Below are 24,573 nucleotides of genomic sequence, written 5' to 3'. Positions count from 1 at the left end.
CGGCAGACACCGCTTCCGCCGATGGGGAGGCGATCAGTGCGTGGCGGCACGCCAGACGTAGCGACCGTCACCGGCCTCGTCGGTGTAGATCGGCGCCGCCTTGCCGATAACGGTGCGCGCAGGGATCGGGCCGAAGTAGCGGCCGTCCAGGCTGTCGCGCACGTCAGGATTCATCAGGAAGATGTCGCCGTCCGCGATGTGGCGGCAGCCCTGCCAGACGGGTAGTTCTCGGCCTTGGCTGTCGCGGCCGAGGGCATCGCCGAGCGGCACGGCATCGACGGTCACGGCGTTGCCGGTACGGCAAACCCGTTGACCGGGAAGCCCCATGACACGCTTCATCAGCGGCACGCCGCGACCGATATAGCCGCGGTCGACCATGAAGTCGGCGAGTGGCTTGTCGGGCATGACGGCGACCAGATCGCCAATTTCCAGATGACGTGGCAGATCGAGATCATAGAGGCCGATCGGCACGCTGGCCGAGGCGTTCCAGACGAGGCGCAGCGGCGTCGGAATGAACGCGGCGATGGCGACGCCCATGACGGAAAAATACGTCGCCAAGACATAACCGAAGCGGGTCATTGCTCTATCTCCCGCCGCTTGAGCCACGCCTGATGGCGTTCTAGCGTGTAGGGGCGAGGCTCCTGACCGGCGGTCATCCGGTTGGCGACATGCCGCCAGTGATCGGTAGCGACGTCGCAGGCGTCGATGCCGGCGGTCTCCACCGCGTCGATGTGACGGAGCACCTGTTCGACCTTGGGCCAGCCCTCGATCTTGAGCAGGATGTCGCCGCCGGGACGCACGAAGGGGAGCGTCTGGTAGGGCTCGCCCGGCTCAACGGCGCGAACGATGTCGATGCGGGAGATGATCGTGCCGAAGTCGTTGGCCGCCCAGCGGACAAAGGCGAAGATGCTGCCCGGCCGGTAGGAGAAGACGCGCCGCCTGCGGTCGAGCACCTGTTCGTTCACCTCGCGGCCGAACCTGATCCAGTTCTCGATCCGCTTCTCGATATGCGTCAGTTCGACATGGGTAAGGCTGTCGGCGGAATGCGCGCGCGGCACCGGGCCGCCGCGCGCGGAGGGAACCGCGGCGCTGGTCATGGATGGTCTCCTTCGGTTTGGGGGAATTCGCGCGCGAGCAGGTCGCGCAGCATGTCAGCGACCGTGACGCCCCGACGGAAGGCGGCGATCTTGATCCGCCCGCGCAGCTCTGGCGTTACGTCGATCGTGAGCCGTGCGGTGAAACCGCTGGCCTCACCGTCGCGTGGCGGAGTTTCGGCCGCCTTGATCCAATCTTCGGGATCGGCTGGACGGGCAGCGAAGCCACGGCGCGTCGGATGCTCGCTCATCGCGCGGCCCTCCCGATGCCAAGCCGGTCGAGCTCGTCCGCCAATGCTGCGATCTCGCGTGCGGCAGGCGTGTCGTCGTCGAGTTCGGAGACGAGGCGGCCGGACTGCGCGGCGACTGCGAAAGCGATGCGCTGGCCGATGGTGCTGGAGAGCACCGGCGGATCGTGATCGGCCAGCGTCTCGGCTGTCTCGCGCGCTAGCACGGTGCGCGCGCCGCAACGGTTCAGCACGAAGCGGGTGGCAAGGTCGGGGCGGTAGATGCGCGCCTCGGTGACGAGCGCCAGCATTTCGGCCGAAGCCCAGCCGTCGAGTGGCGACGGCTGCACGGGGATCAGGACCAGGTCGGCGGCAAGCAGCGCCGAGCGCATCAGCGCGGCGACACGCGGCGGACCGTCGATGACGATATGATCGACGTCGCGGGCCAGTTCCGGCGCTTCCCGGTGCAGCGTGTCGCGGGCGAGACCAACGACGCCGAACAGGCGCGGAAGGCCTTCATGGCTGCGCTGCTGCGACCAGTCCAACGCCGAGCCTTGCGGGTCCGCATCGATCAGGGTGACGCGCTGACCGCGACGGGCCAGTTCCCCGGCGAGATTCAGCGCCAGCGTCGTCTTGCCGACACCGCCCTTCTGATTGAGCAGCGCGACGATCATGACGCGCTCCCGATCGTCGGCGAGCGGTTTTCCGCAATCGTAGAAACGGCGGAGTGCGTTAGAAGAATTCCATAGGAATTCTGGTTAGATAAGTTACGGGCGCCACAAGCTTTTGATTCAAGGCAAGGAATCGACGATTCCGGTCCCCGATAGCACGAGGATCGGGTCCCCGATGGCACGATAGGCGCGGTCCCTGATAGCACGAGACTATTCACAGCTTATCCCCAGAGCGAGAGGTTGCACGGCGACGGCGAAGCCGGGGCACGCCGAAGGGCACCGGATCGGTCGGAGCGAAGGAAAGTCGTTCGGGAAGACCTGACGGCTGCTCGATCACGAGCCGGTAGCCGGGCAGCGGCTGGCGCCGGACGATGTCTCGCAGGTCGTAGGCGAAATGCTTCAGGGGCGAGAGCGACCCCGACTTGGCGTGCAGATGGAGGAGATCGAAACTCCAGCCATATTCCTGGCGGCCGCCATGCTTGCGCACAAGCCGGTAGAGCCAGCGTTCGAGCCCGCCCGTCAAATCAAAATAGGCCTGGTCGATGGTCAGTACGAGCGCGTCGTCGAGCACGGCGGCGTAGAACCAGTCGGGCAGGATCAGTTCGAGCCCGAGCGGACGGCCGCGATGGTCGGCCTTCTCCTTCCACTCGTTGATCCAGGAGAAGCGATGCATCCGCCGCTCGGTTGGCTGGCGGATCGATGTCGCCACGGTGGTCGACTGAAGGCGATCGAGGGCCGCTTTAAGGCGGTCATAATCACGCAGGCTGACGCCGCGGCCAATGAAGGTCAGGATTTCGTAGGGCGTCGTAGCCATCAGGCGCGACGGGCGCAGGCCCAGGTCGCGCGCTTCCACGATCTGGGACGCCGCCCAGATCAGGACATCGGCATCCCAGATCGTTGCCATGCCGTGCTCGGCCACCGCTTCGACCCGGATGACGATCGACCCGGCCTTGAAGTCGATCGGCGCCAGGCGTTTCGACTTGGCGAGCGAGAAGAAAGGATAGGCCATGAGATCCTGGGCGTCGCGCGGAGCAAGATCGCCCGGCAGCGTCCGGAAGAGGTCGAGCTGATCGCGCTCGTTGCTGTGACGGTGAAACGTCATGGCCGACCGCTCAGCGGGCGTAACGGCCGGCATGGGCCGGCTGCGTCGGCTCTTGCCGCTTGGCGGGCAGCACTGCGCCGCGCGGATCGGAGGTCGAGGTGACGGCGCCCCGCTCAGCCCAGGCCTGCAGGTCATCGACCGCGTAGACGACCCGGCCGCCGAGTTTGCGGTAGGCCGGGCCAGTCCCATAGGTCCGGTGTTTTTCGAGGGTTCGGGCTGACAGGCTGAGAAATTCGGCCGCCTCTTTGGTGCGCAGAAAGCGCGGCGGCAAAACGGCGAGATCGGGTCGCATGGATCGAGCCTCCGTGGGGTTCGTTAGAGCCGTCGAGGATCGGCGGCGGACGAAAAGCACGGTGGCGAAGAAGGCCCGGCAGGAGGGAGGGCGAAGATGGAAGGGCTAAATTCTCCCCCCTCCCGAAAAGGGAGAATTCGCTAGGATCGGCGGCGATGACGAAGAAGCTGACGATACCCGCCCTGGATCATGGCAAGGCCGTCGCGGACGAGATCCCTGACGGTGTCTCGCAGCGCGGAGGTTTTCCACGGCTGATCGGCGACGCGACGCACGCCGAAGAGGGCCTCGGCAATTTCGCGGTAGCTTGCGCCGCTGGTCCGGCCATCGACGGCTTGCAGCATATGGCGTGCACGGCGCAATTGCTGATCGGTCAATCGGGCATCTTGTGGCACCGCGCGCCCATGAAGCGCCTTGACGAGGCGGCTGACCGCTTCGACACGATCAAGGCCGTCCGCGTCGAGGGGCACAAGAGCCGCCAGCGGCCGGGCTCCATCGACGCCAATCAGGCGGACCAGGTGCAGCGACTGCCCGTTGCCGAGATCATGGAGAAAATGCTCGCCGGTTTCGTCGCGGCGGGGCGCGTTCGGATCAAGTGCGTCGATGAAAATGTTGTCGGAGGGAAGGAGCGAGGGAACATCCGTCAGGATGACGACGCTGCTGTCTTCCTCTGGCGACCAGAAGACGGGGGTCTCAACGGCGGTGAAAATAGGGTGGACAAGGAAATTGCAGGCCCCAGCGTCGCCGGACCGCGTTCACCAGCAGTTCGGACTCATCCGTCTGACCTTCGACCTTGGAATAGTCATGCTGATACTCGCTGTTGCGCCGCAACCATTCCCAGGCGAGGTCGGGCGCCACAAGGCGATCAATATAGTCATAGTTCGGTGATGCTCTCCAGTTCGATATATCGGGAGTCATGTTACCTCCAGGCTCGCATCGTTCGTGCGTATCGCGGCCTGTGATGATTCCCGATTGTAATACCGGTCTGAAGCCCTGAGGGTTGCAACATGCGATGCCGTGACTGCATCGCAATTAATCAATGAAGATGGCCTTCGCGCACCAACAAGCGATAGCCGTGCTCCGTCATCCAGCGCGCGCGGGCCAGATGGGTATCATGGACATGGCGCGCACGTTCTGGCTCGTTCGTGGGGTCGAGGCCGAACAGGATCATGACGGCTTCGCGCCAGTCGGCGCCGTCCGTCGCCGCGTCGAGCAGGCGCAGATAGAGAACCATGTGCTTACGGTCATATGCCGTGAGCACCGCGCTTTCCGGCGGTTCGTCGAGAAAATCTATGTCCGTCATATTGTGCCCCAGTACCCATTTATAGCCGTTCTAAATCCCGGTGTTAACCATTGGATTTGGATGCGAAGCAGCGAGCATCGCCACACATCAGGCGATGCGCCGCCTGTATCGCCTGTCAGTTCAAACGGGCAGAAATCACGAAGACTTGCGACTGTCGATTTTCGCACGGACGAGCATAACACCTTCACCCTGGTCGGATGTGAGGAGAACGATGCCGTTGCCTTCAAAGGCCCGACGAACCTGATCGCGTGTCGTTTCATACACCTCGAGGCCGTTTTCGGATTCGAGGCGCTTCAATGCGGTCAGTGATACTTGGGCCTTGTCAGCGAGCGTCTCCTGTGTCCAACCCAGCAACGCGCGTGCGGCCCGTGATTGTCGGGCGGTGATCATGCATGATCACTTCCCACTCACGCTGGCACGCACGCCAGAACTACGACTATAATAGTCGTTCTTGAGGCCGCAAGCCAAGCTATTTCTGCTGATTGGCCAGCTTCAGCCGTCGTTTCGGCTTAACTGATTCGGTTGCGGCAGCAGCGCTTCGGCCCCGCCCGGATTGTCCGGGCGGGGCGGCTGCGGGCCTCAGTCGCCGTTGCGGCGGTTGGGGCGGGACCAGATCAGCGAGTGGGTGTCGCCTTCCTCGTCGTCGAAGAGGTTGGCGTAGATCGGGGCGTTGAAGCTCGGATCGTCGAGCTTGAGGCCCAGATAGTCGCGGCCTTCGCCCGAGCGCTTCGTCCAGGCGGCGCCGATCTCGGCGCGGCCAACCAGGACCCGGTGGCTGGGGGCGTTCTCGCCGGTGGCGCGCTGGTCGGGGACGATGCGCACGCCCTTGGCCTGGACGCTGAGGGTGACGATTTCGCCGGTGAATTCGTTCGAGCCGGTCTTCTTGAAGGTGCCGATGGTTGCCATGTTCAAATCTCCGTTTTCCGTTTTCGAGCCCGCACCATGCGGCCTCGATGGCGATCGGTTGGCCGGAGACGACCGACGACGCATCGCTTGCGACCGGAGCGAAGCGGAGGATGGCGCAGGCAAGAGTTTCTTGCCTCGCGAGGAATGACGGCCTTGGCCGACAGGGGAAGAAAGTCGGGACGCGCCGTTGCGGCATAGGCGGTCGAGGCGAAGCTGTTCTTCGGCCAGATCAGCCCATTGGAGAGGCCGTTTGGAGCGGTCGGCGGACGGATGTCTCACGGAGATGATGGCGACCTGACACGACCGGCACGGAGATTGTTCGATCTCTCACCGGCTCATCCCTCCCTACCGGCTGACCGGATGTGCTTCTCCACCGCCACGCTCTTCCGCGTCATGAGCGCCCGCCATCACGTCATGGTTGGTTGCGTCGGGCCGTTGCCGCCGTTGGTCCAGGCGTATCAGCAGGATTGCAGATTCTGGGCCTCTTGCCGCCACGCTGCCATCGCCACCTTGCCACGTCTTTGCCGACGAGGCGGGCGCGGATCAGCCGTTTGGTCTGGCGAACCATCGCATGGAGAAACGATCAGGCCTTCATCGTGCCTTGACCGGCCGGGGCGGCGGCCGCCATGCCCGTGACCCGCGTGAGTGCGGTGATGCCGACGGCGATCGCGCCGATGACGGAAAAAGCGATCTGCCAGGTCTCCGACGGCACGGTGTGTTTCACGATGCCATGCGTGGCGTGATAGCCCGCCATCACTGCGGGCGCGACAAAGACCAGTGCGATCAGCAGCCGCGCCCACATGGGACGGACGATCACGAACAGGACCTGGCCGATGCTGAGCGTGAGCCCCGCGGCGACAATGCCGATGATGATCGCTCCGAGCCAACCCGCGCCGGTGTGCCAAGCCCAGGTTCCGACGCTCAGCCCTGCGAAGAAAGGAAGCGCGAAGACGGCGAGTGTGAACAGAAGCCAGCAGAAGAAGCCGATGGCTGCGATGGAAAGAAGAATGCCGAGAAAGATCATGGTGGTGTCTCCGTGAGGAAAGCTCTGACGGTCGCGCCTCCACCACCACCACGGCACGAAACAAAGAATAGCAAAAGATAACCGTCAGCGGGAGCGGAAACCGGCAAGGTTCTCGTCTCGGCCATGACGATCTTCGCCCCGTCATGGGGCGAAAGGATCGATCTCGCTGACGATTTCGGCGGCATCGCCGTCGTATTCGGCTGCGGGGGTGACCGAGAGCGTGCCGTCGCCGGCACGGAAGATGACGATGGCGGCCATGAGCGTTGCGGCGAGGCTGAAGGCGAAGGCTTGAGCGTCGTTGAGGGACATTGATCCGGCTCCTGCTTGAAGCGGAGGACCATCCCCCGCTGACAGGCGCCCGATGTGTCGGACTGAGTGCTGCAATCACCGCGAAGGTGAAACCGCAGCGGCGGCATGCCCGCATAGCCGACCCTTTACGGGTTGATGGCATCAAGCGATCAGTCGGACCAAGGATCAGCGCAGAAAAGCGGGGGGTGCGTCAGCCGGTCCGAAATGGTAGTCGATGAATATCTCAACAGCCCAAGTGCCAAGACTTCAGCGGACGTCTCGCGCAGCGGAGGCGATAATCATGGCGGGGGAACAGTGGCGAGTGGATTTCATGTGCCCGACGGCAACGAGGCGCTTCGTGCCGACATCCCAGCAATCGTTGAATTGATCGAGCGAACGGCACGGTGGGTTCATCCGCACACTTTCCACGCGCTGCCGGTCTGGGCGCCGCACACGGCGCGAGGCCGCCCACTCTACGATGCCGGTTGGTCTCGCCGATACACGAACACTCGGAAGGCGACAGGCGTGACTGCCGAGAAGTTCGAGGGAAACGTGGCGGCACTGAACGCGCTTGTGGCCGCTCTCGACGTCGCGTCGCCTAAGCCGAAGAATTGGACCGTCTGCCACATCTGGGGATATGACGATCCGTCCTTCGCGCAGCGCAGTAGCGTCGTGCAGGACCCGCGCTACTTCTCATGTGTTGCGAACATGGTCTGGCTGCCCACTTCGCTGAAGGGCTTCACCGACACGCTTCCCGAGATCAAGGCAATGCTGCGGGTTTGTTCGTTCCATCTTTACGGATGGGCATGCGAGCATGAATCTGTGGGGACGCAGGCGGAACAAGTTCGGTCGGGCTGGATACCGTCAGATTATCCGAAGAGTTGGCCCGCACCCGACCGACCGGGCATTCTGCCACCGGGCACTGCTCCCTTCACATCGCGTATCGAACGCGAGATCGCGAAACGAAAATCGAAGGTGCGGTCTGATTTGGCCAATGCCGATTACCTCCACTACCCGAAAGCGGAAGTTGAGGAAGTGCTGAGGTTCTGGAAGATCGACCTGAGATAGGCGGCGCTCACGCGCCGCCGAACCTCCAGACCGGGATGCCGAGCTTCCTGGCCTTGTCGGCGAGGTTGTCGTTGATGCCGGTGCCTGGGAAGTGCATCACGCCCTTCGGCACGATGTCGAGCATCTCGTCGTTGCGCTTGAAGGGGGCGGCGCGACCATGCTTCGTCCAGTCGGGTGCGAAGCCGATCTGCGGTACGTTGCGATTATTCGCCCAGAGCGTGGCGATCTTTTCGGCGCCTTTCGGGGATTTGCCGTGGATCAGTACCATGTCTGGGTGCTTCTCGTGGACCTGATCGAGCTTGGCCCAGATCAGCCGGTGGTCATTGAAGTCGAGGCCACCGGTGACAACGATCTTTGGGCCGGGAGGGAGAAGGACTTCTTGCTCGGCGCGCTTCTTCGCCATGAGGAAGTCGCGGCTGTCGATCATCGCGGAGGTCAGGTTGCGATGGTTGACCTTTGAGCCGGTGCGAGGGAGCCAAGGCTTGCCGACATGGCGCTCGTAGTGTTCGGCGGCCTGATCGCGCATCAGTTCGAAAGCGTTCAGCCGTTCGATGAGCGTCTTGCCCTCGGCGATCTGGCGCTCGAGTTCGACCGAGTTCACCTCGCTGCCGTCCTGCTGCCGCTGCGAGCGTTTCTGAGCCTGCTCGTTGTCGTCGAGTTCGCGGGCGATCCGCTCGGTGGCGCGGTGGAAGACGTTGACGGTCGACCAGAGGAGATCGTCGAGGTCGGGTTCGAGGCGCGTGTCCTCCAGGGTCGAGATCAGGGCATCGAAGATGTCTGCGACAGCGCCTGCGACCTGATTGCCGTCTGGCAGGAGACGCTGATCCGGCTCGTCGGCGAAGGGGCGGTAGCCGTGGAGCTGGAGTTCGTTGAGGACGTGATCGGTGGGTGACGATTCATGGTGGGGTTCGTAGTCGTCGTGCTCGTTCATGGGATGCTCCCTTGGCTGGACCGCGACCGTCGCGGCCTTCATGGCGACGGAGCCCACGGGCGGAGCGGACCTGCACCCGGCGCGCGCGCCGGGCCGGAGCGAACGCGGAGGATGCCGGAGGCCGGCTATTTTGTTTCGCGATGGAAAGGCGCGGCACGCGCCGCCGGAAAATAGTCGGCCGCAGGCATTGCCTGTCCGAACCGCTTGTGGGCCGATCGCCCTCTAGAAGGCCGAGGCGCGGTCCTCTGCAAAGGACCGGACATACATGCGAGCATGACGGCGGACGCCCGCCGCCACCGTTCAGTCCCCGATCTATCCCGCCAACGCCATGAAGCGGGCGACGTCCTGCGGGGCAAGCTGCACTCGGATATGCGCCAACAGGGCATCACGGCCATAGGTGCGGAGATCCTCATTGAAGTCCCCGAGTATGGGCGACAGGGCAATCGTCTCGATCCCGACCGCCTTCGCCCGTTCGACCAGCGTGTTCCTCGCACCGTCTCCGGCGCGATCATTGTCGCGGACGATATAGAGCCGGCGCAGCGCATCGTAGAACTGGATGGCAGCAAGGTGCGCCGCGGAGAGCGCGGCCGCCGCCGATATGCCGGGCATGACCTCACGGACAGATAGCACGCTTTCGATCCCTTCGCCGGCCGCCAGCACGTCGCCTGAGAGCCCGAAGCGGACCGCGTGCCCAAGAAGGTCGCCCATCGCTTTGCGCTGGATGTCGATCGGCGCCTTACCTGAACCGTCGGGCGCGAGCCAGGTCCGATGCGCGCCGGTGATCCTGTCGGCGAGATTGGTGACGGTGGCGACCATGGCCGGCCAGGTCTCGGTCGGGCTGTGCTCGTCGGGCCGATAGTAGCACCGGGGATGGAAGCGGAGGCTTCCGCATCCGTGCAAAGCCGTAATTCCGCGTCTGCGCAAATACGCTTCTACGAGCGTGCCGCCGATCGGCTGACACATCGCGATGAGCCGACGTGCGGCCTCGGCGGACCCCGATGGTGCTGACGTGCGAGCGTGCTGTTTCGGCGCCGATTCGGGATCGGGCGGCGGCATGCTGAGGAACAGACGGGCCTCTTCGGCAACGTCGGCGAAGTCGATGAGGCCCAGCGAATCACGGATCACGTCGAGCAGGTCGCCATGCTCGCCAGTCGCGGCGTCGGTCCATTTGCCAGCGGGGCCTTTGGCGGTGTCCTTGAGGCGCACGAACATGGATCGGCCGGGCGTGTTACGAACATCGCCAACCTGCCAATAGTTGCCCTGTCGGCGACCGGCAGGGAGATAGCGTTTGCATACCGCCTCAGCCTGCCGGCCGAGACGGTATGCGAGATCGGAAGCGTCGCGGCGGGCCATCACGGGGCCTCCCGCTCGCCGATGCGCGCCACCGGATAGGTGTCGAGCAGCTTGCCGAGCACCGCCGGTCCCGTGCTGTCGATCGGCATGAAGAACCGCAGCTTCCACGAGATAATCTCCGTGAAGAGGCCATAGGCGCGAAGGCGCTCGCGCATGGCTTCGGTGAAGCCGGAAAGCTCGATGCGGTTCGCGCCCATGACGCGCACGCGGCGAAGCTGAAGCCCTTCCGCCAGGTCGAGGATCGTCCGCCCGTCGATCAAAGCCGCATAGGCGTCGTTGGCCGATAGATTGGTCGTGCCGGTCGAAGCGGCGTTCGCGGCCCAGGCTGGCGAGACGCGGCGGCCGATGATGCGCTCGCCATCGTCGGTCTGAAGCCGGTAAACGCGGGTGGACTCGTTCGGCAGACGTTTCCACACCGGCAGCAACAATCCGGCGACGATGTGAATTGTGCTGTCGCTGAAGGCGGGCACATCGGCGAGTTCGCGAGACCAAGCCGCGGCGAAGGTGTCGCGGTCGGCCTCCTGCCAATGGCTCTCTACCATCGACTTCAACGAGGCATGGTGATGCTCCATCGGCCGGATCAGGCGAACGCGACGTTCGATCTCGCCATCGTCGAGCATGAGCGACGGTGCGGAAATCTGCACGGCAGCGCGCCCGGATCGTTCGTTCACCAGCAGCTTCGCGCCACAATCATCAAGCCAGCCGAGCGCGTCGTCGAGCGAGAGCGGAAGATTGCGGGTCCGCTGGGCGATGGTCAGTAGCCGGGTCTGCGCACCCGAGGCCGGATGGGTGTAGATCGTCGTGCGATCGGTAACGACGAAGCTTTCCGCCGTCAGGGTTTCGAGGCCTACGTCATAGACGCCGCTCGCGATCGCGCTCGATACCTTTGCATCGAGAAGCTGTTCGAACGCGCTGAATAGAATGCCCTGCAACTCGATGGTGAGCGCCAGCAGCCGATTGAGGAAGGTCGTGATCGGCGGCAGCTCGTCTTTGATGCCGTTGTCGTCCATCAGCTTGAGGCCGGTGGCGGTCTCGAAGCGATGGAGCGAGCAGCCCTCGATCTTGCCCCGCACAATCAGGACATAGAGCTGGCGCAACGCGTCGCGAGCATAGCAGGATTCCAGATTGTCCTCGGGCCGGAACAGGCCCTGACCGCCGGTCTGGCGCTGCCCGCGCGTGATTGCGCCGAGCGTATCGAGGCGTCGGGCAATCGTTGAGAGGAAGCGCTTCTCCGCTTTCACATTGGTCGCGATCGGACGGAATAGCGGCGGCTGTGCCTGGTTCGTCCGATTGGTGCGGCCAAGCCCCTGGATCGCAGCGTCTGCCTTCCAGCCTGGTTCGAGCAGGTAATGGACGCGCAGCCGCTGATTCTTCGCCGACAGCTCCGCATGGTAGCTGCGGCCGGTGCCGCCCGCATCGCTGAACACGAGCACGCGCTTCACGTCGTCCATGAAGGCGGCCGTCTCGGCGAGATTCGCCGACGGCGCGCGGTTCTCGACAGTCAGGCGATCGCCTTTGCGGACGATCCGCCGCGAGCGGCCCGTCACCTCGGCCACCATGTCGGTGCCAAACCGCTGCACGATCTGATCGAGGGCGCCGGGCACCGGCGGGAGCGATGCGAGCCGTTCGATCAGTTCGTCGCGGCGCGCGACAGCTTCGCGGCTTTCGACAGGCTGGCCATCGCGATAGACCGGGCGTGACGACAGATTGCTATCGCTTGTCGTGTAGGGTTCGTAGAGCTGCACCGGGAAGGAATGGGCGAGATAGTCGAGAACGTATTCGCGCGGCGTGATGTCGACGCGCACGTCGTTCCATTCGTCGGTCGGGATCTCGGCCAGGCGTCGTTCCATCAGGGCTTCGCCCGTCGATACGATCTGCACGACGGCGGCATGGCCAGCCGCCAGATCACGGTCGATCGAGGCGATCAGGGTTGGCGTCTTCATCGACGTCAGCAGATGCCCGAAGAAACGCTGCTTGGCGCTCTCGAAGGCTGAGCGGGCCGCGGACTTCGCCTGCCGGTTCAACGTCCCCGTCGAGCCGGTGATGTTGGCGGCCTCCATCGCCGCATCGAGATGATTGTGGATGATGGCGAAGGCGCCGGCATAGGCGTCGTAAATGCGGCGCTGCTCATCGGTCAGCGCGTGCTCGACCAGCTCGTATTCCACGCCGTCATAGGAGAGCGAGCGGGCGGTGTAGAGGCCGAGCGAACGCAGGTCGCGGGCCAGCACCTCCATCGCCGCGACGCCGCCATCCTCGATCGCCTCCACGAATTCCGCGCGGGTGGCGAAGGGGAAGTCCTCGCCACCCCAGAGGCCAAGCCGCTGGGCATAGGCGAGATTGTGGACGGTGGTCGCGCCGGTGGCAGAGACGTAGACGACGCGGGCATTCGGGAGGGCGTGCTGAAGCCGCAGGCCCGCGCGTCCTTGCTGTGAGGCGGCAACGTCGCCCCGTTCTCCCTTGCCGCCGCCGGCGTTCTGCATCGCGTGGCTCTCGTCGAAAATGATCACTCCGTCGAAATCGGAGCCCAACCAATCGACGATCTGTCGGACGCGCGAAACCTTCTCAGCCTTGTCGTCGGAGCGCAGCGTGGCGTAGGTTGCAAATAAGACGCCCTCCGAGAGCGTGATGGCCTTGCCCTGCGGGAACCGTGACAGCGGCGTGACCAGCAGGCGCTCCATGCCGAGCGCTGACCAGTCGCGCTGCGCGTCCTCGATCAGTTTGTCGGACTTAGAGATCCAGACGGCCTTGCGCCGTCCCTGGAGCCAGTTATCGAGGATTACGCCGGCCGCCTGGCGGCCTTTCCCGGCGCCGGTGCCGTCGCCGAGCATGAAACCACGGCGGAAGCGAACGGTGTCGGGCACGTCGGCGGGCGCGGCCTTCACGACGTCAAAGGTCTTATCGACCGTCCATGATCCGGTGAGATGATCGCTGTGCGCCTCACCGGCATAGATCACCGTCTCGAGCTGTGCATCGGACAGCAGGCGGAGGATGTTCGCCGGCAATGTTGGCCGATAGCTCGGCTTGGGCGGTGCGATGCTCGCCATGGCGGCGGACTGGACGAGCCTCGTTGGGTGAGCCTGAGAGCCGGGAATGCGGATCGATTGCAATCCGTATTCTTCATAGATCGCTTCGGTCAGGCGCGCGCCCTCTGCCGGCGCCCAGTCCACGGTCTCATAGGCGAGTGCGACCCCATCGGGATCGGTGGCGATCGGTGTTCCCGGATGCGAGGATGCCGTGCGGGCGAGGTAGCCGCGCACAGATTTCGGGGACGCTGCCAAGCTCGGCGCAAGGATCTCCGGCAAAGTGACGGGCAGGCGGGCCGGCATGTCGCGCTTGATCCAGCCGAGCAACGTAGCGACATCGGGCGCCATGCCGGGCGATGTCGGAAAGCTAACCGGTTCGCCAGCCGGCAGCTTGTCGATGACGGTCAGCCGCGTCGCGAAGGTGGTTCCGTGCTTGGCATAGACCGAGCCGGCAATTGCCGCGGAGAAGACGACAGTGCTCCGTTTCTGCAGGCGCTCGAACGCACCGCGCCAATTAGGCGTGTCCGGCCCGACAGCGGCTCCGGTGATCGCCACGAGCCGGCCACCGGGCGCAAGCCGGTTCAGGGCCGAGGCGATGTGGCGAAAGCCGGCGTCTACGACGCGGCCGGGGACATTGGCCATCGCCGAGAATGGTGGGTTCATCAGCACGACGGAGGGAACGGCTGCCGGGTCGAGATGATCGTCGATCTGTGCGGCGTCGAACCGGGTGACGGTGATTGCCGGGAAGAGAGAGGCGAGGAGATCGGCGCGAAGGTCGGCCAATTCGTTGAGGATCAGCGATCCGCCGACCATCGATGCGAGAATGGCGAGCAGGCCAGTGCCAGCTGAAGGCTCCAGCACGATGTCGTCCGGCGTGATCGCCGCCGCCGTCAACACAGCGAGGCCAAGCGGCACTGGTGTCGAGAATTGCTGAAGCTCCTGAGATTCCTCGGATCGGCGAGTATGGGTGGGCAAAAGCCCCGCGACTTTCGCCAGCATGGAAAGCCGTGCCGCCGGAGATACGGATTTGCGGAAAAGTGCGCGTCCGAATTTCCGCAGGAACAGGACGGCGGCGACCTCGCAGGCTTCGTAGGCGACCTTCCAATCCCATGCGCCAGCGGAATCGGAAGCGCAGAACGCAGTTTCCATCACCGCACGCAGCAGCGGCGTATCGATGCGCTCACCGCGTTCGAGATGGAGGAGCAGGTTCTGGGCTGCCGACAGGATGGCAGGCCCACGGGCGACGGGCGCGGCCGGAGCGGCCACGGATAAAAAGACAGTCATCGGGAGATCCTCGGGAGAGCGTGAACGGACAAGCCCGGCCGGCGCTCTCTCTCGAACCGCCCGGACTCATTCCGTCCCGGCGGACCTCTCACTCTCGAAGGCGGGCATCAAAAAAGCGCCGGGCCGCGAGGCGGGGCGCTTTGACGATCGGGGGAAGAGGGCTGGCTATCACAACTATGATGGCGCTTCGGGCCGCACGAAACCGCCCGGATCGTCAGGATCGGGCGGCAGATAGGCGTCATAGGGATTGTCGTCGGCGAGATGGCCGAAGGGGGTGAAGACATAATCTCCGCTATCGCGCCCAACGGCGCAGATGACATAGCGCTGGGCGCCGGTCTCGGCGTCGAGGCATTCCATGAGCGCGAGATTGTCATCCGCCGCCGCGCGCAGCAGCGTCTGGAAATTGCATCTAGCATGGTCGGGGATGCTCATGTCCGTTCTCCATCGCCAGAGAGAAGCTCGGCAAGCCAACCATCGGTGTAAGTCCAGTCGACGGTCTCGCCCGTGGCGAGATCGAGGACATGCGCGCCGCCGCCGAAACCATCGAGCCGAGGTTTCGAGCAGGTGTTGGCGTATTGGAAGCCCCAGCGGCCGGTGAGACCGAATTCCACAGCGCACCGTTTGAAGAACTGTATCAGCCGCTCGGGATCGCCGGTGACGTCATCGCGCATCCAGAGGTTCGTGCTGCCATGTACGGGCTGGATCGAGAGCAGGAACCCGTCTGAAGGCGGTTCCTCCGAGACGCCTTCCTCCGACAGGACGTTGTAGAGATCGAGCGCACGAGCGGCGTTCTGAGGCGTGCCGACATCGAGCAGGCACGAGAAATGAGTGAAGTAGCCGGCCATGCCAGGCTCCTGAAACGAAAGGAGCCCGGCGCGATGGCCGGGCTCGATGAGAGGGGAATGGGGCGGAGCGGCTGGAGCCACCCCGCCTCCTGTGATCATTCGGCCGCGATGGCGTGGACTTCGTCGTCCTCGTCCGCGGTGACGTCTTCATCCTCGTCGCCCTCGGTGAAGAAGGCCGGCAGGTCAGCCCCGTAATCCTCAGCACCCGCGTCGACGCCGGGCGTGGCGGTTTCGGCCTCGGCTGCCAGGCGCAGGGGCTCCGGGAGCCAACCGGTGTCGGCCAGCAGGCGCTCGGCTTCCCGTGCCATGTCACCCTTCTTCAGATGGTCGATGAGCTGCGCGGCCTGCTCGCCCGCACCCTCGCGTACCGCTTCGAGGATGCGCGGCTTGGTGACCCGGCCGAGATAGTTGCCGACCGTGGGCCGCCAGCCGACCTCGACCATATCGAGACCGGTCGCGCGCGCCAGCCGGTCAGCCTGAGCGAGCCGCATGTCCAGCGTGTGCTGAGAGGCGCCGTTGCCGCCATAGGGGTTGGGCTTCTCGTAGAGGGCGTTGACGCCATAGCTGACGCAATGGGCGAGCAGCGCCATGCGGCTGGTATCGTCGAGCCCGGCCAGCCAGTCCCACAGCGCCTGGTCTTCGGCGGGGATGTCGCCTGCCCAGGCCTCGTTACGCTCCTGCACCGCACGAGCCGATGGGCTGTCATTCAGCCCCTCGTCCTGCACGGGGAAGAAGATGTGATTGACGCTCGCCTCCAGCGCGCCCTTGCACATGCGATGCTGGAAGGTGTCCGAGACCAGCTTGTGCAGCAACGCGGTCATGGCGACATGCGGATGCTCAGCCAGCGCGTTGCGCAGCGCCAGCGTCCGTTGCGCGGTCAACTCGGTGACCAGACGGTCGGGCAGCGGCCTGATCGCCTCTTCCTCCTCGTCCTCGCTGTCCGCCGGTTCGCCGCCGATGGTGATGACGGCGCGCTGCACACGTGGATCAGCCGGATCATGCTGAACCTCGCCGGTCTCGCCGTCCTCGATGTCGTGCACCGGTTCGGGCGCCTCGTCCTCGGGGCGGACATAGCCGCGTTCGATGTCGAGCCGGCCGTCATGGCCGACGCTGACGAAGACGCCGGCGCGGGCGATGTCGGCGGGCTCGAAGCGGATGGGACGCTCATCGAAGGCCGCAAGGGCTGTCTCGATCTCGCCGAGACGCTGATCGACCTCTTCCGGCAGGTCGTCAGCGCCTTCATACTCGGCTTCGAGCTTCTGATATTCAGCGTTCAGGGCTGCCATCGTCGCCTGTTCATCGGTGGTCAGGTCGAGCGGCTCGCCTTCCAGCGCCCGCAGGCCATGGGTCGCGCCATACGGAAAGCTGACGGCGACCTCGATCCACTTCCAGCCTTCGGCTGCAACCGTGTCGGCTTCGGCCTTCAGCTTCTCGGCGACCAGCCGGTCGAGCAGCGTCACGTCCTGCAGCCAGCCGCCATCGTCGGACTGGAACAGGTCGCGCATGATGATGCCGCCGGCCACCTCATAGGCGTCGAGGCCTACGAAAACGGCGCGCTTGTCGGAGGCCCGGACCGTGGTCTCGGTCAGCATCCGGCGGATCTGATAGGGCTCCTTCGACCAGGAATCCTTCACGGCATCCCAGACCTGCTGCTGGCGGTCATGGTCGCCGGAAACCGTGAAGGCCATGAGCTGCTCCAGTGTCATGCCGTCCTCGGCATAGATGTCGAGCAGCGCCGACGAGACAGAGGCAAGCCGGAGCCGCTGCTTCACGACCTGGGCCGACACGAAGAAGGCGGCGGCGATCTCTTCCTCGGTCATGCCTTTGGCGCGCATGTCCTGAAAGGCCCGGAATTGATCGAGAGGGTGGAGCGGCGCGCGCTCGATATTCTCGGCGAGCGAGATCTCTTCGGCGAGGATCGCGCCATCACGCTCGCGCACGACACAGGGCACCGGTGTAGTCTTGGCGAGGCGCTTCTGCTTCACCAGCATCTCGAGCGCGCGGAAGCGGCGGCCGCCGGCCGGCACCTCGAACATGCCGGTCTCGTTGCTCTCGGCATCGATGACCGGGAAGACGCTGATGCTCTGGATCAGGCCGCGACGGGCGATCGAGGCCGCCAGGTCCTCGATCGAGATACCGGCCTTAACGTGGCGGACGTTGGACTGGCTGAGCACCAGCTTGTTGAAGGGGATGTCGCGCGAGGACGACAGGGTGATCTTCTGAACGGCAGTAGCCATCGGGATTTGCTCCGCGACGGGCGGCCGGGAGCCTCTCTCTCGACCTCCAACCCGTCACGAAGCGAAACGCCGCTCTCTCACTCTTGGAGGGCAGCGCCTACCGAAGATGTGGATACAGAAAGGGACAGAAGCCCTACAATAATCAAGAAAATCGAATCAATGCCATTTGTTGCCTGGGAGAAATCCATTGAGCTTATTAGGATATGCTGAAGACTTACAAAAATTATCTGAGGCATTTAAGCAGGTGCACCACCCTCAACTCAAAAAAATAATGGATGAGGCGGTGCGTCTTCAAGAATCCTGGAGTGGTTCCAACATGGGTTATCATGCCTATGTCTATTATTCTAATTTGTCGTCTCGGCCACCAGGAGCGCAGTTTAGTCCGGAATGGGGGCTAATGGACATGAGTTTTACCAGCATGGGATCTGTTGGCGATTGGCAGGAATACCCAAGTGGGGCCGTGAAGGAGGAGATCGAGCGGCGAGCAGGTAATCCGGATATTACACTAGCCATCCGTGATAGCGCGGCAATACGTGAAAAAATTGAAGATATCCGCGATGAAATTATTTCAGAATTGACGGTCGCTTTGGATGAAGAAAGTGACGAGTTTCTCCGAAGGCTAAAAGATGAGGCGGAGAAAATATCTCTGCCAACCGCAGATGTTTTAGGTCGCGCCATGCTACCAAGCGGTCAAATTTGGTCGCGCGACAGTAATGCGATTAGCGGCGGCCTGCACCTCGCACCTCACCAAGAAGTTATTGCAAAAATTGCGGCCCTACAAATTCCTGCCGATGAATGTGGCGAGCTAAGTAAAATTGCTAGAAAGGCGGGTTCTCATTTGGGTCGCCGCAGTAAGAAAAGTCGTAGAGAAGAGCGGATAGGAACCAATGTATTCATTGGCCACGGCCGATCTCCTTTGTGGCGAGAGTTGAAAGATTTCGTGGTGGGTCGACTGGGGCTGCCTTATGAGGAATTTAACCGCGTTCCCGTGGCTGGCGTCACAAATATCGCGCGCCTGTCAGAGATGTTGGACGGCGCGGCGTGTGCCTTGGTCGTACTGACCGCTGAAGATGAAATGAAAGACGGGTCCGAGCGTGCCCGGATGAATGTCATTCATGAGGTAGGGCTTTTTCAGGGTCGTCTCGGCTTCACCAAAGCCATAATCCTGTTGGAGGAGGGATGTGCGGAGTTCTCGAACATTCAGGGGCTTGGTCAGATCAGATTTCCTCGCAACAATATAGCCGCAGCTTTTGAAGAGGTGCGAGCGGTTCTGGAGCGAGAGGGTGTCTCCACCGCGTAGGCCTGTTTTTGACATATTGGATCAACCAGATAGCAAGCCGGAAACACGGACATCTGCATTTCCGGCTTTGAGTAATTCAGGCGGCCCGATCGAGCAGCTTCTTCGCTTTGCCCTCCATATCGAGGCGGGCATCCTGATGCGGCTTGTCACGCGCGACGGCGGTAATGCCCTGCACGAAATCGAAGATGCTTTCGGGCGGGCGACCTTCCTCGGCCAGCACCGTGTCGATGATCTTGCCGGTCTCGACCTTGGAGAAACCGCGACGGCGCAGGAAATCGGTGCGGTCCTCGTAGGTCCTGGCGACAATCCGTTCGCGAGCGGCCTTGATGCCGTTGACGAAGGGCATGGGCGAGGAGTTCGCGAAGTTCAGCAACGCCGGCGCCGCCTCATGCGCAAAGCGGTTGGCGGCATATTTGCTGTGGCGGATGGTGATTTCCTCGAAATCCTCCACGCCCCACAAATTGCGATTCTGGCAGACCGCGCGCAGATAGAAGCTCGCCATGCCAAGGGTCTTGGCGCCAACTTCCGAGTTCCAGCAGTAGAAGCCGCGGAAGAACAGATCGGGCGATCCGTCCGGCAGGCGGCCGGCTTCGATCGGATTCAGATCGTCGACGAGAAAGAGGAAGACGTCGCGATCCGAAGCGTAGAGCGTCGTCGTATCTTTGGTGATGTCGACGCGAGGATTGTAGACGCCGGTCGACCAGTCCAGCACGCCCGGCACCTTCCAACGTGTGTCGCCTGTGCCGTTGCCAGCGATGCGCTGTACCGCCTCGACCAGTTCGTGATCGAAGATGCGGCCATAGTCCGGGCCGGTGACGGCGCGCAGCTCGACGCGCCCATCGTCGGTTTCGAACGTTTTGATCTGCTCGGCCCGGTTGGAGCTCAGGCCATATTGCAGATTGATGCCGGCAAGCGCGGCGGGGAGCTGCCGCAAATAGGCGGCGGGCGCGCCGACCATGCTGGCGAGCTGGCCGAAAGACCAGTGCGTCGGCGAGACGGGAGCGTTGGCGCCGGGGAGCATGAAGGCCAGCCGCTCCGGATCGTCGCGATTGGCCTCGACATGGACGAGCGCGCTTTCCACCACGCGGGTGCGGCTGCGTTCGGTGCGGTCGCGCACGGACCTGGCCAGTTCCGACAGTGAAAGGTAGCGCTCATCAACTGGACGCGAGAACCATTCGGACGAGACGCGGCCGATCCGCTCGCCACGGCTGACATCCACCTTGTAACCGCCGCTCGTGTCACGGCGCGCATCGAGTGCTTGCATGTTCATGGGACCTATCTCCACGACGGGCGCGGGAGCCTCTCTCCCAGCTATTCACCCGTCACGGAAACCGGTCCGCTCTCTCACTCTGGGGGCGTTGCGGGGATCTCCCCGCTCGAAGGGGTCGGCCGAGACCCAAGGCTCGGACGCAGGGGAAGGCCTCCCACCTCTGGTCACTAATATCGAACCGAAACGCTCGCGCTGTCGGGGGCACTGGCTAGAAATCTTGACTGATAGCTTAATTTGTCATATATGAACGTTTGTTTGCTTCATTCCATCAAATATGGATGATTGATATGGGCTCCCCCAAGACAAAACCAGCACTGGAACGGCTGGGCCAGGATATCCGCCACGCGCGTCTGCGGCGTGGCATTGCCGTGGCGGATCTCGCCGTGCGTGCGGGAACCTCGCCAAGTTCCATCGCCCGCCTTGAACGGGGTGATCCGGGCGTTGCGATCGGAACGCTTGCCGACGTTCTCGTTGTGCTCGGCCTTCTGGAGCGGCTCGCTGACCTGGTCGATATCCGCAAGGACGATCTGGGGCTGGCGCTGGCAGCGGAGCACGGACCGCGTAGGGGCCGCTCCTTCGCGGCAAGGCTGAAAAAGCAGAAGGCTCAGACGGAGGAGACGCAGAATCGGCAGGACGTTGTGGACCCTGACGGAGCCTCCTTCTGATGGCCGATTTCGTCGCCCATGTTGCGCTTGGCGAAGCCCGCGCATCGGTGGGCCAGTTGCGTTTCACCCATGCCGGGCCACGGCAATTCTCGACCTTCACTTATAGTCCCGAATGGATGGAAAACCCGCGCGCCTTCGCCATACAGCCTGACTTTCTTCTGGAGACCGGCCCATTCCACACTTCGGGGCAGCCCGGCAACATGCGCGACGCCTTGGCGGGCGTTTTCGCCGATGCGGCGCCGGACAGTTGGGGGCGCAGGCTGCTCGAACGCGCCTATGGCAATGGTCTCAACGAATTCGAGTATCTGACGCTTTCCGACGATGCCTGCCGTCAAGGCGCGCTGCGCTTTCTGGATGACAAGGGCGAAGTCATTCGCGGCAAGGCGGCCGACGCCGTTCCCCGTCTGGTCGATCTTGAAACCATCACGGCGATCGCGCGCGCCTATGAGCAAGGCAAGGAAATCTCGCCCGAGGAGATGCAGGCGCTGGCCGGGGCGGGCGGCTCCGGCGGCGCTCGCCCAAAAGCCAATGTCAGGGACGGCGACGCGCTGTGGCTGGCGAAGTTCACCTCCGTCCACGATCAGCAGCCGATCGAGCGCGTCGAGGTCGCAACCCTCCGCCTGGCGGCAGCCTGCGGTATCCGCACCCCCGAGGCACGGCTGGAACTGGCTGACACGCCGTTCCCGGTTGCTCTGATCCAGCGGTTCGACCGACGTGGGTCCGCACGGATTCCCTACATCTCCGCGCGCACTGCGCTCGGCAAGACAGGGGCGGAGCTGGGTTCCTATACCGAGATCGTCGATTTCATGCGGGCTTATTCACCCGATCCTTCCGACGATTTCCGCGAACTCTACCGGCGCCTGATCTTCACGATCCTCGTGTCCAACAAGGATGACCACCTGAAGAACCACGGCTTCCTTTATGTGGGAGCGGGTCAGTGGCGCTTGTCGCCAGTATTCGACGTGAACCCGGCCCCGGATCGCAACCCGCATCTCGAGACGGCGATCCTTGAGGGTGGCGCCCATGATCGGTCGATCAACCTCGCACTCGAAGCCTGCGAGTTTTTCGAGATTCCCGAGGCCCAAGCACGGGAGATCATCCGAACAATGGCGCAGCGCATTTCGGACGGATGGCGGGAAGCCTTTAGGCAGGTTGGCGTCTCTGGCGCGCTGGCGCGTGACTACGAGGCCGCTTTCGTGGGCGATGAGATGGAAACGGCGCACGAACTTTAAGTCATATTTGACGAATAATAACGTATTATGCATCAAATATGAGTGTTAGAGAGGCCGCTCGCCTCATGCGCTAGGCTGCGCTGCTTCAATAGTCAGGGGACGAATCAAAAAACCATAAACCTGGGGCACCGTACTCAAGGCTTCAAAAACGCGCGCGTTGATATCGCCATGGTTCGATCAGGCGCCCGTGACGGTCGGGCTTCTTCCGAACGATCTCCGCCGAAAGAACGTCATCTATCCGTGCGCGTGCTGCCTCCTCCTTCAAGCCCAACGCTTGCCGTTTTTCAAAGTCGTGCTCCCACAACAGCGCCTCCTGGCATTCGAGGACCGCGGCCCTTTCGGCAAGGACTTTGGGATGCGTGTGCAGCCAACGCACAAAGGCGACCGCACCTGGCGTTCGCTGCCAAAGGTCGCCGCACTGATCCAGATAGCTGTGAGCCGTCTCCGGTTTGGCGAGGTTCGAGCCGTGCCAAATCGCAAGCGCCGCCGGCTCCGGGTTCCCTGACAACATCTCTGCGATATAGCCGTTCGCGACGAAACCACGGCGCAGCTTGGTCGCGGCAGAGACGGGATCACCGGCTTTCAGATACAGCAGGGCATGCTCGTAGTGATAGGGCGGGTAGTGCACAGCTTCGTCGGTGAAAACGCGCTCGGCCTTCGCCGTTTCGCCAGCACGCAGATATTCCGGACCAATCAGGTAGCGGATGCCCTGATTGTCGTTCGGATTCCAGGCAAGCATCCTCTCCATCAGCCGCAGAGCATCCTTGCGTTGGCCAAGCCGGAGCAGCGAAAGGACAACGCCATGCGCCGCGCGCAGAAAGGGGCGATTTTCGAGGAAGCCCCATTCGATCGAACCGGCGTAGCTGGCGGGGATCGCGCGCTCACCCACTTCCAGACCCTGAAGGCAGGCTTGGAGTGCAAGCTTGGGCTTGCCTTCCTCCATGAGCGCATAGCCCAGATGGGCATGGCCGTCGATGAAGTGGGGGTGACGCTCGACCAGCGCCTTCAGCGTCTTCACGCACTTTGCAGGCGCGAGCGTCCCGCCGTCGCGCTGCTCAAGCGCGTCATCCAGTTCCTCGACGATCCGATCATAGTCATCGCCATGACGGAGAACACCGCCGTCATCGAAGATTTCAAGTGTGAGCATGCCCTATCTCCTGCCCGGCTTGCGGACATACGTCTGCTTTGATCAACCTTGCGTCGTCATTGTCACGCTCGCGGCTGGCGGTTGCGGGCGCAGCAGATGGATGCGCAGGTTGCTGTGGATTTTCCGAGGCACCAGTCGCAGACTCACCCCATTTCTCTCATCGGGTTCCTCCACAATCACACGATCCAGCGTCCTGTCCAACGCCGCAATCTCCGTTAGAATCTTGCGCGAGCCTCTGACACTATGGGGATACTTTCAGCCGTCGCACCCGTCTAGGATATCGTTATAGTATGATGAAAGACAAATCAGTACCGTTCAAACTGGGTCAATATTATACGATAGAAAATACTGGCCAGATGAATTCCAACGTTTGAACCGTACAGAAAGGGCGGTGGGAGCAAGAAACTACGACGCGAATCAGTATCGTAGCTGCGCCTACAATTCAACGCGGAGGGGACGTCGATTTTTAACCTACTGATGTTTAATGCCGATTGGCCATCGGGGAGAGTCGCTGTCCCTGTCGGCCGGATGTTCGAATATACGGAAGCACATATCATCGAGCAATTCCGAGCGAACAATGCGCCGATCTTGGAAAAGCTTACGGCTCTGCCTTGCCTCTTCTGTGAAGAGGGGACCGGCGATGAGGTCGCGTACGTAGGGCAAATAAACCGGGCACGCATCGTTGGGGGCGACGTTTCGCTTGAGGTAGGTTTTGACGCCGACGTTCCTCCTCTTAGAAACTCGCAAATCTATGATAGCCGGGCTGAACTCGACATGCCCAGAGAGTTCGAATTCTCTCGCAACCACTGGGCTGTGAAAGAGGTCGACTTATATCGCTTTCTGCTTCGGCGAGTACGCCCTCGGCGACAGCGGCCTACGGTCTTCCCATTGGCCGAGCATGAGAATTTGGACCCTCATCTTGCGTCCGCCATGATGCCCTTTGATGCGGCGTTCAATCCTGTGTTTGATGCTATCCGCACCGCTGCTCAGGGCGTCGGGCTTCGTTGCCGACGAGCGGATGACATCTGGGAGAATGCGTCAATTATTCAGGACGTCGTCTCTCTGATTGATCGTTCGCGCATCGTGATCTGCGACTGCTCAGGGCGCAATCCGAATGTATTTTACGAAGCTGGTATTGCTCACACCTTAGGTCGAGAGGTCATCCTCATTGCGCAAAGCGATCACGATATCCCGTTCGATCTGCGCCATCTCCGATATGTTCGCTACCTCAACAATGACCAAGGCCGAGCCGAGTTGTCGGCGGCGCTACTTGCCCGGATTCAGACAATCATCGGACACTAGATGTCACACGTG

At 62.8% G+C, this 24,573-nt stretch carries 26 protein-coding genes; 5 read left to right on the top strand and 21 right to left on the bottom strand.

Annotated features, from left to right (window positions below):
* Positions 1 to 33: 33 nt before the first annotated feature.
* From ABWW28_RS01110 to ABWW28_RS01050, 13 genes are all read right to left on the bottom strand, one after another.
* Positions 34 to 579, bottom strand: coding sequence for a S26 family signal peptidase (locus tag ABWW28_RS01110; RefSeq protein WP_353389901.1), 546 nt, complete (start codon positions 577 to 579; stop codon positions 34 to 36).
* Positions 576 to 1,097 carry a DUF2840 domain-containing protein gene (locus ABWW28_RS01105; RefSeq protein ID WP_234186988.1) on the bottom strand — a complete coding sequence of 174 codons (522 nt, stop codon included), beginning with the start codon at positions 1,095 to 1,097 and terminating at the stop codon, positions 576 to 578. The genes ABWW28_RS01110 and ABWW28_RS01105 overlap by 4 nt, the downstream gene beginning before the upstream one ends.
* On the bottom strand, positions 1,094 to 1,345 hold the full coding sequence (locus ABWW28_RS01100) for a ribbon-helix-helix protein (protein ID WP_353389898.1): 252 nt from the start codon (positions 1,343 to 1,345) through the stop codon (positions 1,094 to 1,096). The genes ABWW28_RS01105 and ABWW28_RS01100 overlap by 4 nt, the downstream gene beginning before the upstream one ends.
* Complete coding sequence (gene parA, locus ABWW28_RS01095) at positions 1,342 to 1,995, bottom strand: ParA family partition ATPase (protein WP_234186986.1); 654 nt, start codon at positions 1,993 to 1,995, stop codon at positions 1,342 to 1,344. Before parA ends, ABWW28_RS01100 begins: the two co-directional genes overlap by 4 nt.
* Positions 1,996 to 2,206: 211 nt before the next feature.
* Entirely contained in the window at positions 2,207 to 3,094 is an 888-nt protein-coding gene (locus ABWW28_RS01090) for a replication initiator protein A (RefSeq protein ID WP_234187069.1), read from the bottom strand.
* 10 nt (positions 3,095 to 3,104) lie between these two features.
* Complete coding sequence (locus ABWW28_RS01085; protein WP_097622901.1) at positions 3,105 to 3,386, bottom strand: helix-turn-helix transcriptional regulator; 282 nt, start codon at positions 3,384 to 3,386, stop codon at positions 3,105 to 3,107.
* Between the two features lie 140 nt (positions 3,387 to 3,526).
* Positions 3,527 to 3,853: a DUF2285 domain-containing protein gene (locus tag ABWW28_RS01080; RefSeq protein ID WP_353389893.1), complete on the bottom strand. Its 327-nt coding sequence runs from the start codon at positions 3,851 to 3,853 to the stop codon at positions 3,527 to 3,529.
* Positions 3,854 to 4,076: 223 nt separating this feature from the next.
* The gene (locus ABWW28_RS01075) at positions 4,077 to 4,301 is read right to left on the bottom strand and encodes a transcriptional regulator domain-containing protein (protein WP_201766666.1); all 225 of its coding nucleotides are present in this window, start codon (positions 4,299 to 4,301) and stop codon (positions 4,077 to 4,079) included.
* Positions 4,302 to 4,419: 118 nt separating this feature from the next.
* Positions 4,420 to 4,686 (bottom strand): DNA -binding domain-containing protein, encoded by a 267-nt coding sequence (locus tag ABWW28_RS01070; protein WP_200334603.1) that lies wholly within the window; start codon positions 4,684 to 4,686, stop codon positions 4,420 to 4,422.
* Between the two features lie 135 nt (positions 4,687 to 4,821).
* Complete coding sequence (locus tag ABWW28_RS01065; RefSeq protein ID WP_114215823.1) at positions 4,822 to 5,076, bottom strand: helix-turn-helix domain-containing protein; 255 nt, start codon at positions 5,074 to 5,076, stop codon at positions 4,822 to 4,824.
* A 189-nt stretch (positions 5,077 to 5,265) separates the two neighbouring features.
* Positions 5,266 to 5,592, bottom strand: a complete 327-nt coding sequence (locus ABWW28_RS01060; protein ID WP_173186699.1) for a DUF736 domain-containing protein — start codon at positions 5,590 to 5,592, stop codon at positions 5,266 to 5,268.
* 583 nt (positions 5,593 to 6,175) lie between these two features.
* Positions 6,176 to 6,616, bottom strand: coding sequence for a hypothetical protein (locus ABWW28_RS01055; protein WP_353389888.1), 441 nt, complete (start codon positions 6,614 to 6,616; stop codon positions 6,176 to 6,178).
* A gap of 141 nt (positions 6,617 to 6,757) precedes the next feature.
* Positions 6,758 to 6,925 (bottom strand): hypothetical protein, encoded by a 168-nt coding sequence (locus ABWW28_RS01050; protein ID WP_200334599.1) that lies wholly within the window; start codon positions 6,923 to 6,925, stop codon positions 6,758 to 6,760.
* A gap of 204 nt (positions 6,926 to 7,129) precedes the next feature.
* Between ABWW28_RS01050 and ABWW28_RS01045 the strand changes: the two genes are divergently transcribed.
* Complete coding sequence (locus tag ABWW28_RS01045) at positions 7,130 to 7,972, top strand: hypothetical protein (protein ID WP_353389884.1); 843 nt, start codon at positions 7,130 to 7,132, stop codon at positions 7,970 to 7,972.
* A gap of 7 nt (positions 7,973 to 7,979) precedes the next feature.
* Here the strand turns inward: ABWW28_RS01045 and ABWW28_RS01040 are convergent, their stop codons facing one another.
* From ABWW28_RS01040 to ABWW28_RS01015, 6 genes are all read right to left on the bottom strand, one after another.
* Positions 7,980 to 8,903: a DUF2493 domain-containing protein gene (locus ABWW28_RS01040; RefSeq protein ID WP_353389881.1), complete on the bottom strand. Its 924-nt coding sequence runs from the start codon at positions 8,901 to 8,903 to the stop codon at positions 7,980 to 7,982.
* Positions 8,904 to 9,215: 312 nt separating this feature from the next.
* The gene (locus tag ABWW28_RS01035; protein ID WP_353389878.1) at positions 9,216 to 10,256 is read right to left on the bottom strand and encodes a DUF7146 domain-containing protein; all 1,041 of its coding nucleotides are present in this window, start codon (positions 10,254 to 10,256) and stop codon (positions 9,216 to 9,218) included.
* Positions 10,256 to 14,563 carry a strawberry notch-like NTP hydrolase domain-containing protein gene (locus ABWW28_RS01030; RefSeq protein WP_353389875.1) on the bottom strand — a complete coding sequence of 1,436 codons (4,308 nt, stop codon included), beginning with the start codon at positions 14,561 to 14,563 and terminating at the stop codon, positions 10,256 to 10,258. The genes ABWW28_RS01035 and ABWW28_RS01030 overlap by 1 nt, the downstream gene beginning before the upstream one ends.
* 174 nt (positions 14,564 to 14,737) lie before the next feature.
* Positions 14,738 to 14,995 (bottom strand): DUF6117 family protein, encoded by a 258-nt coding sequence (locus ABWW28_RS01025; RefSeq protein WP_353389872.1) that lies wholly within the window; start codon positions 14,993 to 14,995, stop codon positions 14,738 to 14,740.
* Positions 14,992 to 15,408, bottom strand: coding sequence for a hypothetical protein (locus tag ABWW28_RS01020; RefSeq protein ID WP_353389870.1), 417 nt, complete (start codon positions 15,406 to 15,408; stop codon positions 14,992 to 14,994). Before ABWW28_RS01020 ends, ABWW28_RS01025 begins: the two co-directional genes overlap by 4 nt.
* A 95-nt stretch (positions 15,409 to 15,503) precedes the next feature.
* The gene (locus ABWW28_RS01015; protein WP_353389867.1) at positions 15,504 to 17,645 is read right to left on the bottom strand and encodes a ParB/RepB/Spo0J family partition protein; all 2,142 of its coding nucleotides are present in this window, start codon (positions 17,643 to 17,645) and stop codon (positions 15,504 to 15,506) included.
* A 187-nt stretch (positions 17,646 to 17,832) separates the two neighbouring features.
* Here ABWW28_RS01015 and ABWW28_RS01010 point away from each other — a divergent pair, with 187 nt between their 5' ends.
* Complete coding sequence (locus ABWW28_RS01010; protein WP_353389864.1) at positions 17,833 to 18,945, top strand: TIR domain-containing protein; 1,113 nt, start codon at positions 17,833 to 17,835, stop codon at positions 18,943 to 18,945.
* A 76-nt stretch (positions 18,946 to 19,021) separates the two neighbouring features.
* On the opposite strand, the gene ABWW28_RS01005 is transcribed toward ABWW28_RS01010, so the two are convergent.
* Positions 19,022 to 20,215: a DUF932 domain-containing protein gene (locus ABWW28_RS01005; protein WP_353389862.1), complete on the bottom strand. Its 1,194-nt coding sequence runs from the start codon at positions 20,213 to 20,215 to the stop codon at positions 19,022 to 19,024.
* 287 nt (positions 20,216 to 20,502) lie between these two features.
* On the opposite strand from ABWW28_RS01005, the gene ABWW28_RS01000 reads away from it, so the two are divergent.
* Together ABWW28_RS01000 and ABWW28_RS00995 are read left to right on the top strand one after the other, a co-directional pair.
* The gene (locus tag ABWW28_RS01000; RefSeq protein ID WP_353389859.1) at positions 20,503 to 20,880 is read left to right on the top strand and encodes a helix-turn-helix domain-containing protein; all 378 of its coding nucleotides are present in this window, start codon (positions 20,503 to 20,505) and stop codon (positions 20,878 to 20,880) included.
* Positions 20,880 to 22,112 carry a type II toxin-antitoxin system HipA family toxin gene (locus ABWW28_RS00995; protein WP_353389857.1) on the top strand — a complete coding sequence of 411 codons (1,233 nt, stop codon included), beginning with the start codon at positions 20,880 to 20,882 and terminating at the stop codon, positions 22,110 to 22,112. The genes ABWW28_RS01000 and ABWW28_RS00995 overlap by 1 nt, the downstream gene beginning before the upstream one ends.
* Positions 22,113 to 22,254: 142 nt before the next feature.
* Here ABWW28_RS00995 and ABWW28_RS00990 read toward each other — a convergent pair whose 3' ends face one another.
* Positions 22,255 to 23,259, bottom strand: a complete 1,005-nt coding sequence (locus tag ABWW28_RS00990; protein WP_353389854.1) for a tetratricopeptide repeat protein — start codon at positions 23,257 to 23,259, stop codon at positions 22,255 to 22,257.
* A gap of 528 nt (positions 23,260 to 23,787) precedes the next feature.
* Here ABWW28_RS00990 and ABWW28_RS00985 point away from each other — a divergent pair.
* Positions 23,788 to 24,561 carry a hypothetical protein gene (locus ABWW28_RS00985; protein ID WP_353389852.1) on the top strand — a complete coding sequence of 258 codons (774 nt, stop codon included), beginning with the start codon at positions 23,788 to 23,790 and terminating at the stop codon, positions 24,559 to 24,561.
* The last annotated feature ends 12 nt before the right edge of the window (positions 24,562 to 24,573 follow it).

Source organism: Brucella sp. NBRC 14130, assembly GCF_040371715.1.
Classification (GTDB): Bacteria; Pseudomonadota; Alphaproteobacteria; order Rhizobiales; family Rhizobiaceae; genus Brucella; species Brucella intermedia.
Note: the sequence above shows the minus strand (reverse complement) of the source record. Positions and strands in the feature narration are given on the sequence as shown.

Coding starts and splice junctions, on each gene's coding strand:
- ABWW28_RS00995 (WP_353389857.1), top strand. CDS start 20,880: ATGGCCGATTTCGTCGCCCATGTTGCGCTTGGCGAAGCCCGCGCATCG.
- ABWW28_RS01035 (WP_353389878.1), bottom strand. CDS start 10,256: ATGGCCCGCCGCGACGCTTCCGATCTCGCATACCGTCTCGGCCGGCAG.
- ABWW28_RS01110 (WP_353389901.1), bottom strand. CDS start 579: ATGACCCGCTTCGGTTATGTCTTGGCGACGTATTTTTCCGTCATGGGC.
- ABWW28_RS01045 (WP_353389884.1), top strand. CDS start 7,130: ATGGTAGTCGATGAATATCTCAACAGCCCAAGTGCCAAGACTTCAGCG.
- ABWW28_RS01025 (WP_353389872.1), bottom strand. CDS start 14,995: ATGAGCATCCCCGACCATGCTAGATGCAATTTCCAGACGCTGCTGCGC.
- ABWW28_RS01085 (WP_097622901.1), bottom strand. CDS start 3,386: ATGCGACCCGATCTCGCCGTTTTGCCGCCGCGCTTTCTGCGCACCAAA.
- ABWW28_RS01105 (WP_234186988.1), bottom strand. CDS start 1,097: ATGACCAGCGCCGCGGTTCCCTCCGCGCGCGGCGGCCCGGTGCCGCGC.
- ABWW28_RS00985 (WP_353389852.1), top strand. CDS start 23,788: ATGTTCGAATATACGGAAGCACATATCATCGAGCAATTCCGAGCGAAC.
- ABWW28_RS01050 (WP_200334599.1), bottom strand. CDS start 6,925: ATGTCCCTCAACGACGCTCAAGCCTTCGCCTTCAGCCTCGCCGCAACG.
- ABWW28_RS01030 (WP_353389875.1), bottom strand. CDS start 14,563: ATGACTGTCTTTTTATCCGTGGCCGCTCCGGCCGCGCCCGTCGCCCGT.
- ABWW28_RS01070 (WP_200334603.1), bottom strand. CDS start 4,686: ATGACGGACATAGATTTTCTCGACGAACCGCCGGAAAGCGCGGTGCTC.
- ABWW28_RS01020 (WP_353389870.1), bottom strand. CDS start 15,408: ATGGCCGGCTACTTCACTCATTTCTCGTGCCTGCTCGATGTCGGCACG.
- ABWW28_RS01090 (WP_234187069.1), bottom strand. CDS start 3,094: ATGACGTTTCACCGTCACAGCAACGAGCGCGATCAGCTCGACCTCTTC.
- ABWW28_RS01005 (WP_353389862.1), bottom strand. CDS start 20,215: ATGAACATGCAAGCACTCGATGCGCGCCGTGACACGAGCGGCGGTTAC.
- parA (WP_234186986.1), bottom strand. CDS start 1,995: ATGATCGTCGCGCTGCTCAATCAGAAGGGCGGTGTCGGCAAGACGACG.
- ABWW28_RS01055 (WP_353389888.1), bottom strand. CDS start 6,616: ATGATCTTTCTCGGCATTCTTCTTTCCATCGCAGCCATCGGCTTCTTC.
- ABWW28_RS01060 (WP_173186699.1), bottom strand. CDS start 5,592: ATGGCAACCATCGGCACCTTCAAGAAGACCGGCTCGAACGAATTCACC.
- ABWW28_RS00990 (WP_353389854.1), bottom strand. CDS start 23,259: ATGCTCACACTTGAAATCTTCGATGACGGCGGTGTTCTCCGTCATGGC.
- ABWW28_RS01065 (WP_114215823.1), bottom strand. CDS start 5,076: ATGATCACCGCCCGACAATCACGGGCCGCACGCGCGTTGCTGGGTTGG.
- ABWW28_RS01015 (WP_353389867.1), bottom strand. CDS start 17,645: ATGGCTACTGCCGTTCAGAAGATCACCCTGTCGTCCTCGCGCGACATC.
- ABWW28_RS01075 (WP_201766666.1), bottom strand. CDS start 4,301: ATGACTCCCGATATATCGAACTGGAGAGCATCACCGAACTATGACTAT.
- ABWW28_RS01040 (WP_353389881.1), bottom strand. CDS start 8,903: ATGAACGAGCACGACGACTACGAACCCCACCATGAATCGTCACCCACC.
- ABWW28_RS01000 (WP_353389859.1), top strand. CDS start 20,503: ATGGGCTCCCCCAAGACAAAACCAGCACTGGAACGGCTGGGCCAGGAT.
- ABWW28_RS01100 (WP_353389898.1), bottom strand. CDS start 1,345: ATGAGCGAGCATCCGACGCGCCGTGGCTTCGCTGCCCGTCCAGCCGAT.